We start from the raw sequence: 8,488 nt of genomic DNA, 5'->3' as shown, positions 1-8,488 counted from the left end.
CCTCTCCCGCCCGCCGCCCCCGCCCCCCCCCCCCTTATTTAGTTGGTGGCGGGCCGCGGCGGGGTGCGGGACGACCAAAAAGATCACCCCCCCCCCCCCCCACGGGGTGGGCTGAGGGGGTCAGTCGGTCAGCGCCGCGTGTAGCGCACCGGCCAGATCGGGGTGGGTGTACCGGAAGGTGGCCTTGGTGAGGACGCCGGGGAGGACGCGGCTGCTGGTCAGGGCCTCCTGGGCGAAGCCGCCCAGGGCGACCTTGAGGGCCAGCGCGGGGATCGGCATGATCGCCGGACGGTGCAGCTGGCGGGCCAGCTCCCGGGTGAACTCGGCGTTGGTGACCGGGGCCGGACCGACCACGTTGACCGGGCCGCCGATGTCGTCGCGGTCGAGCAGGAAGAGCGCGGCGTCCAGCCAGTCCCGCATCGAGATCCACGGCAGCCACTGCCGGCCGCTGCCCAGCTTCCCGGCGATGCCCAGCTTGAACGGCAGCAGCTGCGGCTTGAGCAGCCCGCCGTCGCGGTGCAGCGGCAGCCCGGTGCGCAGCCGTACCACCCGCACCCCGGCGTCCTCGGCCGGCCGGGTCGCCGCCTCCCACACCCGGCAGACGTCGGCCAGGAAACCCTCGCCGGCCGGGGAGTCCTCCTCGACCGCCCGGTCACCGGTGTTGCCGTACCAGCCGACGGCGGAGGAGTTGAGCAGCACCGTCGGCCGGTCGGCGGCCGGCAGCCCGGCGATGGCGATGGCCAGGGTGGTGGTGGTGTCCACCCGGCTGGACCGGATGAGCCTCCGGTAGTCGTCGTTCCAGCGCTTGTCGCCGACGCCCGCGCCGGCCAGGTTGACCACCGCGTCGGCCTCGGCCACCACGGCCGGGTCGAGCTGCGCGGCGGACGGGGTCCACTGTCGCTCGTCGGGGGTACGCGGCGGCCGTCGCACCAGCCGGGTGACCTGGTGCCCGTCGGCGGTGAGGCGGTCGACCAGCCGGGTGCCGAGGAAGCCGGACGCGCCGGCCATGAGGATCCGCATGTTCATATCTTCGGGTACGGAGGCGGGTTCGGATGCGTTCAGCCCGTTTGCGGATCCGGGAGCGGCCCGCGACGCGCCCAGCCGGGTCGAGGGCCGCCCGGGATCAGGCGACCGGCACGGCGCGCAGGTCGGCGAGCAAGCGTTCCACCTCCGCGAACGCCTCGGCCGACAGCGGTCCGCGGGCGAGGGTGCCGAAATTCTCCTCGGCCTGCGCGACGGTGCGGCAGCCCGGGATGGGCACCGTTCGTGGGCTGCGCGCGAGCAGCCAGCCCAGCGCGCCCTGGGCGAGGGTACGACCGTCCGCGGTGAGCGCCTCCCGGATCTCGGCGAGCCGGGCCGACCAGTGCGGTGCCGGGCGGCCGTCGGTGAACCAGACCAGCCACTCCGGTGCCCTCCCGCGCACGTCGTCCGCCCCGACCGCCCGCGTCGAGCCGGTGAGCAGACCCATGGCGAGCGGGCCCCGGTTGAGGCTGGCCAGGTCGAGCGCGTCGCAGACGGCGAGCAGCTCGGCGTTGTCGTTGAACACCGATTCGTCGTGCTGGATCGCCGCGCAGTGCGGACCGGCCTCGGCGAACGCGCGCGGACGCCGGGTTGTCGGTGCTCCAGCCGTACGCGCCGATCTTGCCCTCGGTGACGAGGTCCTCCAGGGTGTCGACCAGGTCGAGCGCGGCGGATGCCGGCAGGCCGTTGATGTGCAACTGGTAGAGGTCGACATGGTCGGTGCCGAGCCGGCGCAGCGACTCCTCCAGGCTGGCCACCGCGTAGGCCGGACTGCCGTCCTCGCCGGTCCACCGGCGGGTCCGCTCGTCCGAGCGGTTGCCGAACTTGGTGGCGATCACCGCCCCGTCGCGGCGGCCGGCGAGAGCCCGGCCGAGGACCCGCTCGCTGTGCCCGGCGCCGTAGTTGCTGGCCGTGTCGAAGAGCGTGACGCCGAGGTCGAGGGCGCGGTGGATGGTGCGCACCGACTCGTCGTCGTCCACCTCGCCCCAGCCAAACGGCTCTCCGCCCGCGCCCCAGAGCGGTCCACCGATCGCCCAACACCCCATGCCGAGGGCGCTGACGTCCATCCCGCTGCGGCCCAGTGTCCGTGTCATCGTCATGCGGCCAGCTTTCAACCTGGAGCGCGCTCCAGGTCAAGCCCTAGCATTGCGACATGCGCGGCTACACCCCCTCGGAGGCGGCGACCCGCAGCGGGTTCAGCCTCGACACCCTCCGCTACTACGAGAAGATCGGCCTGCTCAGCGACATCGGCCGCACCTCCGGCGGCCGTCGGGTCTTCACCGACGACGACCTGAGCTGGCTGCTGCTGTTCCGCTGCCTGCGGGACACGGGCATGCCGATCGCGGAGATGTGCCGGTACGCCGAGCTGGCCCGCGACGGTGAGCACACCGCTGGCCAACGGCAGGCCCTGTTGGAGCGGCACGCCGACCGGGTCGAGGAGCAGATGCGCCTGCTGGAACGCCAGTACGACCATCTCCGCGAGAAAATCCGGTTCTACGAGCGGCTGCCGTGACTACCGCAAGTACTTGACCACGTGATCGATCTCGTTCACGAGTCGATTCCAGCTGTCGAGGCGGCGGACCGGGCCGGACCGGTCGCGCCGCGACAGCAGTTGGCGGCGGTGCTCGTCGAACCGCCCTCGTAGAACAGCAACTCGATGTGCTCGGCCAGCGGCTGGTCCGAACTTCCCTCGGCGATGAATAGCCCCGAGTACGTCCGGTCGCTCATGCCGTGAGACCCGGCGGAAGGCGCAATCCAGCCGAAGGGGGGATTGGCCAGGTAGGCCGCCACGTCGGCCTCCGAGAAGGTGGGCCGCCCCGGCTGGACACGCCAGGATTTCCGGTACGGCAGGAGCGACAGCGAACGAACCACACCCCTGTCCGGGGTCGAACTCGGCCTGAGCTGCGCCAACAGCAGGTCGGCCGGGTCGTCCAACCGGGTCGATCTCAAGCGGGTTCAGTCCCGGTTGGTCGAGCCGGACGGTCGGGTTCAGCCGTGCCCCGGGCTGGGTCTGCCGCCGACCGCCGCCCGAGCCTAGTCTGGGCGCTTGACCGCTTGTAGCGTCACCAGCTCGCCCAGCCCGGCGAAGTCGTTGGGGTTGGTGGTGTAGAGCGGCAGTCCGTGTGTGTGGGCGATGGAAGCGATCATGAGATCTGCGATGCGGCGACGGGTGCCGCGACCGGAGGCGAGAACCGCGGCGGCGATGAGACCGAAGGCACGAGCTGCCTCGGCGTCGAAGGGCAGTGGATCGAACGTCGCTTCGACGTGCTGCAGGACGCTCATTCGACGGGCTCGTTCACGAGGGTCATCAGTATGGTGCGGCCCGGCTGACAGTTCTGCGAGCGTGACGGCGCTGATGACCATCTCGTCCGGCAGGTGCTCGGGATCGAGCGCGGCGAGGTGGATGACGATGTTGGTGTCGATCAGGCCGCGCAGGGGGAGGTCACCACTCACGGTCGAACAGATCCTGCTCGATGGCACTGTCGATGTCGGCTCGGAACGTGGACGCATCGAGCACAGGGGAGGTGGCGAAAGCGGCCATCACCTCCGCTCGCGGCACGAACGTGCGCCGCCGGATCGGGATCAGTCGACCGATCGGAGTGCCGTTTCGAGTGATCGTGAACGACTCGCCGCGCTCAACACCACGCATGATGGTGCCGGAGTCGTTGCGAAGCTCGCGCTGTGTGATCTCACGAGAAGCATGCTCAGCCACGCCGTCAGTCTAGACCAGATGTGCTACAAGGTGCTACGGCTGGGGCGCGGCGGGGGAGTCGGAGGCCGGTCGGCGGAGCGCCCACCCGAGGAAGCGGTCGAAGAGTTGGGTCGGCTCGGGGGCGTCGTGCGGGTTGAGGGTGTGGAGTTGGCCGGCCGCGTCGTGCAGCAGCCCGCCGAGGTAGACCAGCAGCGTCACCCGGTCGTGCGCGTACTCGCGGAGGAGGGTGAGTCGCGCGGTGGCGCACGGCCAGGGCGCGGCGCAGGTCCGGCAGAGCCAGAGCGGACGGATCGGCAGGTGCGGGCGTGGCGGGCTCACCACCGGCCGCCGTTGGCCCGCCAGGTCTGCGCCGGGTGAGTCGGCCGACCCGGCCGACCTGCGGGTTCGCCCGGGTCGCCTCGTCCCACCAGCGGGTGTTCAGCGGCGGCGTGTGCGGCTCGGTCGGGACCGGCGCGTGCCGGTCCGGGCAGGCGGCCCAGCGCAGGCCGCACGAGCACCAGCGCCGCCCGCGCCGCCAGGTCCGCCGGTGCCGGGGCCCGAGCGGCACTGGGCCGTCGTTGCGCCGCCGGCCCGGCCACACCTCAGCGCCGCCCTTCGGGTACGCGGAGCTGCCGCTCGGCGCGGGCCGCCAGCTCGTCGACCGCCCGCTCGGACAGGCCCCGCGAGTGCAGCACCCGCCGTCCCCACCGGTGCAGACGACATGGGTACGGGGTCCGGTCGCTCCGGCACATTGGGCCGGCCGGCCAGGACTCGGGGGAGTGGACCACCACCGCCCGCACGGCCAGCCGGACGTGTTCGCCCGTCACGTACGGGGGCATCGGCAGCTCGCCGAGCACCTTCTCCACCGCGTCGATCGCCTCGTTGACCAGGGGCTGCACGCGTACCGCCTTCCTCTCGCTGATCAGGGCGCGGCGCCGAGGCGGGCGGGGTGGTCGTCCGCCCTTCCACGGATGACCGGTGGCCCAGCACCCGCCCCGGGCCTGCTCTGAGTCCGTCGACCTGGGGTCGCCGGCATCCTTGGCACCCGACCGACCTCCGGGGAGGGGTCGGCCGGGTGCGTCCTGCAGGACAACCAGCTCCGGGTTTGCAGACCAGGGAGCCAGCCGCCACGAACTTATACTTAGTACTGCTCATAGGTCAACTACCGAGTACCTTTTACTTGTCGGTAGAAGGAAGGCGTGATCAAATGGCGGTGCAGACCAGGGAGATGACATGCCCGCCAAGCCCAAGTGGGCGCAGCTCGCGGACCTCATCCGCGAGCAGATCGCGTCCGGAGAACTCGCCCCCGGCGACAAGTTGCCGTCCACGTCCCAGCTGTGCCTTGAGCACAGCGTGTCAGCCGGCGTGGTCAATCACGCCATGATCGTTCTCAAGACCGAGGGACTGGTCGAGGGCGTCCATGGCCTGGGTGTCTTCGTGACCGAGCGGCCCACGGACTGACAGCACGATGCGCGGCCGGGTGACCGCGGACCGGCTCGTCCTGCTGGACCGGGTCGAATGGTTCCACCTCGACCGACCGGTGCTGGTCTGGCCCGGCCAGACCTACTGGGTCGACCGGGACACCGACGAGCTCTGCGTCGACCGCGGCGACGGCCGGATCACCCGTGCCCCCGGCTGGGTCTGCCGCTGACGCCGACGCGGCCGACCCTGAATCGTTTACGTCATCAGCTCTAAAGCGTCTCGATGAGACGCTCGGCTCCGGGCGGGCACCGGCTCGCCGCTGACAACCGCCAAAAGCCAGCGGTCAGGACAGCCGGGCGAGCACCGGAGCGAGTGGCTCCAGCGCGTCCCTGCGTACCACGAAGCGGGTGACGCCCCAGCGGCGCCGGTGTTCCGCGACCGCCGCGACGATCTCGTCCGCCGTCCCGATCAGCACGAACGGCGTGGCCAGCACCTCGGCGACGGTCAGGCCGACGTCGCGCGCGGTCTCCGCCGCGGCGGCCTCCGCGTCGTCGGTGACCACCACCTTCTGCACCAGCGCCTCCAGCGCGGGCGGATCGTCCCGACCGGCCGCGCCGGCGGCGACGTGGTCGAGCTGCGCCTCGATCTGGTCGGTCCGCCAGCGCACGTCGTGGGCGTGGCCGTCGACGAGGGTACGCCCGAAGCCGGTCAGCCCGACCACCTCGGCGTGCGCGCCGGCCCAGCGCAGCAGCGTCGAGTTGGCGGTGCCCATGGTCAGCGGGATCCGGTCCTGCACCGGGCGGGGCGCGGTCAGCCGGGCCTCCCGGACCGTCAGCTCGGGGGTGTCCACGGTGACCTCGTCGCCGTCGAGCAGGGCGCGGACCGCCTCGGCGACCGCCACGCAACGGCGTACCCGGCCGGCGACGTCCGGGCGCTCGCGGCCGACGGCGCGCCACTCGGCCGGGGTGTGGCCGGCGCCGACGCCGAGCCGGGCCCGCCCGCCGGAGACCAGGTCGAGGGTGGCCACGTCGGTGGCGAGCAGTATCGGCTCGCGGACGCCGAGGTTCGACACGTACGAGCCGAGGCCGATCGTCGAGGTCACCGACGCGGCGGCGGCCAGCGCCACGAACGGGGACGGCACGGCCCCGGGGTGGTCGGCGGCGAGCAGCGCGTCGAAGCCGGCGGCCTCGGCGCGGCGGGCCAGCTCCAGCCAGCTCGCCGCGTCGGTGGGGGTGGCCTGGAGGGAGAAGACGGTCACCGGGCCAGCCTGCGCCGTCGGGGACCCCGCCGGCCAGTTCGGAGGGGCCGATTCTGCTGATCGGCGAATCCTCACTCGGGCAGCGGCACGCCGAGCAGCTCCTCGGTCGTCCCGTCGCGCACCGCGTTCAGGGCGGCGAGCAGCTTCTTCTCCTCGTAGACGAAGTGCGATTCGAGCAGCGCGCTCAGCCCGTCCAGTTCCGCGCGTACCCCGTCCACGCCGGCCGGGTCGGCGGCCAGCTCCTCCACCCGGCGCAGGACGGCCGCGACCACCTCGTGGTCGGCGGCGAGTTCGTCGAGGACCGGGCGCAGCTGCGGTGCCTGCTCGGCCAGCACCCGGAACGCCCCGCCGTCCTCGCCGGTGTGGTGGCGGGTGAGCGCGGAGCAGAAGGTCAGGCAGTGGGCGCGCAGGTCGCGCGGACCGGTGGGGGAGTCGAGGCCGGCGCGCAGCGCGGCCAGCTCCTCGCGGAGCCAGAGGTGGATCTCGATCAACTGGTTGCCGAGGGCGGTCAGGCGGTCGCCCGGCTCGGTGGAAGGGTGCACGTGGATCCCATGCTGTCCCGCGCCTCCATGCCCTCGGCGGTCTCCTTGCCGGGTGCACCGCGACGCTGCCGGTGATCCTACGTCGAGGTGCCCGTCTCGTCCGTCCCGCGCTCCTTCCACCGGGCCCGGAAGGCCGCCTCGTGCGCCTCGAAAGTGGTCCTTTCGTGGAAGACCACCTCGTGCAGCGCGCGCCGGCCTTCCTCCATGGTCACCACCTCGACCACCACCAACCCGACGCAGATCGCGGTGAGCAGGGTCAGGGTGGCCAGCCCGGGCAGGTGGGAGCCGACCGGGATGCCGAGGGCGAGCAGGAGCACCGCGGCGACCCGGGTCCAGGACAGCGTGCGCAGCGTGCGCAACTGAAAGAGCATGTTCCCGCACAGGTAACAGATCACCCCGCCGAAGAGCAGAGGCACGCTCGGGCCGTGTGCCGGTTCCATGAGGGGCACGGACGGATCGGCGATCTCGTGGACGATCCCCTCCGCGCCCAGGGCGAACAGGATGATCCCGGCGATCATCGGCAGGTAGAGGTAGGCGTACGCGTCCCGCGCCATCGCCACCCGTTCGCGCCCCTCTGCGACGTGCAGGGCGATCCGGGCGGCGGGGCCGATGACGTCGTAGTGAGCCCACCAGAGTGCGGCGGTGAAGAAGATGCCGAGCGCCGCCGCCGCGACCGCCGGCCAGGTGGGCGGCTGGCCGAGCAGGTTGCTGCCGACGCCGACCGAGATGACCGATTCGCCCAGCGCGATGATCAGGATGAGGTCGTAGCGCTCCGTCCAGTGCTCGGCCGACGCCACCCCCCAGCCCCCGGTGCCGCCCAGCAGCCCGGACCCGTACTGGAGCAGCACCACGCACAGCCAGAGGCCGTCGCGCACCATCCCCGCCATGTCGAGGTCGTCGATCCGGGCGGGGATCAACGCCGCGCCGAGCAGGAGGAGGGTGCTGAACACCAACTCCGGCGCGAACCGGATCAGCTGCTTGCGTTCCCGTGGGCTGTCCCGCACGACGTGCAGGTAGAGGAGGAAGTGCACCGCGCGGATCACCACGTAGGTGACCGCCACGACCACCGGCCCGGCCGCGCCCACCCGGGGGTCGCCGAAGGCCTGCGGCAGGGCCAGCGCGAAGCAGAAGAGCGCCGCCATCCCGATGACCATCAGCACCGGCACGAAACCCTCGCCCAGCCGCACCCGGGTGGCCACCACGCTGTGCACCACCCAGGCCCACCAGAGCACCGCCAGCACCAGCATGCCGTGCAGCAACGCCGAACCCGTGATCTGGACGGCGGTGGCCCGGGTGATGATGAAGAACGAGAAGACGAAGACCAGGTCGAAGAAGACCTCGAAGCGGTCCACCCGGGCGCCGGGGGCGACGGCGACGGCGGGCCCCAGCGTCCCGCGCCGCCTCCACCGCCCGCTGCCCACCCGTCCACTCTCGCAGCGTCGGCTCGGCCCGGAGGCGATTCCCCTCAGCCTGCAGACCGTCCATCAGCAGGTCCAGCAGCCGGCCGGCGAGGTCGCGCTGGCCCGGCTGCCGACGCCCGCGTTACCTCCGCGC

Annotated in this window: 12 protein-coding genes and 1 pseudogene; 3 read left to right on the top strand and 10 right to left on the bottom strand. The window is 72.2% G+C overall.

Translation table 11 applies throughout. The annotated features are described in order from the left end of the window. Positions 1-120 precede the first annotated feature (120 nt). Together M2302_RS30800 and M2302_RS30795 are read right to left on the bottom strand one after the other, a co-directional pair. Positions 121-1,020, bottom strand: a complete 900-nt coding sequence (locus M2302_RS30800; RefSeq protein WP_280841318.1) for a TIGR01777 family oxidoreductase — start codon at positions 1,018-1,020, stop codon at positions 121-123. Positions 1,021-1,123: 103 nt separating this feature from the next. Further along, positions 1,124-2,120, bottom strand: a pseudogene (locus M2302_RS30795) (aldo/keto reductase). 53 nt (positions 2,121-2,173) lie between these two features. On the opposite strand from M2302_RS30795, the gene M2302_RS30790 reads away from it, so the two are divergent. Continuing rightward, positions 2,174-2,533 carry a MerR family transcriptional regulator gene (locus tag M2302_RS30790; RefSeq protein ID WP_280841317.1) on the top strand — a complete coding sequence of 120 codons (360 nt, stop codon included), beginning with the start codon at positions 2,174-2,176 and terminating at the stop codon, positions 2,531-2,533. Between the two features lie 35 nt (positions 2,534-2,568). Here the strand turns inward: M2302_RS30790 and M2302_RS30785 are convergent, their stop codons facing one another. The 5 genes from M2302_RS30785 to M2302_RS30765 form a co-directional block, all read right to left on the bottom strand. Beyond that, positions 2,569-2,955: a hypothetical protein gene (locus tag M2302_RS30785; protein WP_280841316.1), complete on the bottom strand. Its 387-nt coding sequence runs from the start codon at positions 2,953-2,955 to the stop codon at positions 2,569-2,571. Positions 2,956-3,054: 99 nt separating this feature from the next. Continuing rightward, positions 3,055-3,474 (bottom strand): type II toxin-antitoxin system VapC family toxin, encoded by a 420-nt coding sequence (locus tag M2302_RS30780; RefSeq protein WP_280841315.1) that lies wholly within the window; start codon positions 3,472-3,474, stop codon positions 3,055-3,057. After that, complete coding sequence (locus M2302_RS30775) at positions 3,464-3,733, bottom strand: type II toxin-antitoxin system prevent-host-death family antitoxin (RefSeq protein ID WP_280841314.1); 270 nt, start codon at positions 3,731-3,733, stop codon at positions 3,464-3,466. The genes M2302_RS30780 and M2302_RS30775 overlap by 11 nt, the downstream gene beginning before the upstream one ends. A gap of 33 nt (positions 3,734-3,766) precedes the next feature. Beyond that, positions 3,767-4,054 (bottom strand): hypothetical protein, encoded by a 288-nt coding sequence (locus tag M2302_RS30770; RefSeq protein WP_280841313.1) that lies wholly within the window; start codon positions 4,052-4,054, stop codon positions 3,767-3,769. Between the two features lie 260 nt (positions 4,055-4,314). Then, the gene (locus M2302_RS30765) at positions 4,315-4,611 is read right to left on the bottom strand and encodes a hypothetical protein (RefSeq protein ID WP_280841312.1); all 297 of its coding nucleotides are present in this window, start codon (positions 4,609-4,611) and stop codon (positions 4,315-4,317) included. Positions 4,612-4,945: 334 nt separating this feature from the next. Here M2302_RS30765 and M2302_RS30760 point away from each other — a divergent pair, with 334 nt between their 5' ends. Beyond that, positions 4,946-5,173, top strand: coding sequence for a winged helix-turn-helix domain-containing protein (locus M2302_RS30760; protein ID WP_280841311.1), 228 nt, complete (start codon positions 4,946-4,948; stop codon positions 5,171-5,173). A gap of 19 nt (positions 5,174-5,192) precedes the next feature. Further along, positions 5,193-5,363, top strand: a complete 171-nt coding sequence (locus M2302_RS30755; RefSeq protein WP_280841310.1) for a hypothetical protein — start codon at positions 5,193-5,195, stop codon at positions 5,361-5,363. Between the two features lie 114 nt (positions 5,364-5,477). Here M2302_RS30755 and M2302_RS30750 read toward each other — a convergent pair whose 3' ends face one another. The 3 genes from M2302_RS30750 to M2302_RS30740 all read right to left on the bottom strand — a co-directional run bounded on the left by M2302_RS30750 (position 5,478) and on the right by M2302_RS30740 (position 8,355). Then, entirely contained in the window at positions 5,478-6,392 is a 915-nt protein-coding gene (locus M2302_RS30750; protein ID WP_280841309.1) for an LLM class flavin-dependent oxidoreductase, read from the bottom strand. Between the two features lie 71 nt (positions 6,393-6,463). After that, entirely contained in the window at positions 6,464-6,934 is a 471-nt protein-coding gene (locus M2302_RS30745; protein ID WP_280841308.1) for a hemerythrin domain-containing protein, read from the bottom strand. A gap of 77 nt (positions 6,935-7,011) precedes the next feature. Next, positions 7,012-8,355: a low temperature requirement protein A gene (locus M2302_RS30740; protein ID WP_280841307.1), complete on the bottom strand. Its 1,344-nt coding sequence runs from the start codon at positions 8,353-8,355 to the stop codon at positions 7,012-7,014. Positions 8,356-8,488 lie beyond the last annotated feature (133 nt).

The organism is Micromonospora sp. A200, assembly GCF_029893845.1.
GTDB lineage: Bacteria > Actinomycetota > Actinomycetes > Mycobacteriales > Micromonosporaceae > Micromonospora > Micromonospora purpureochromogenes.
The sequence above is the reverse complement of the archived record's forward strand: the minus strand, read 5'-3'. Positions and strand labels throughout refer to the sequence as shown.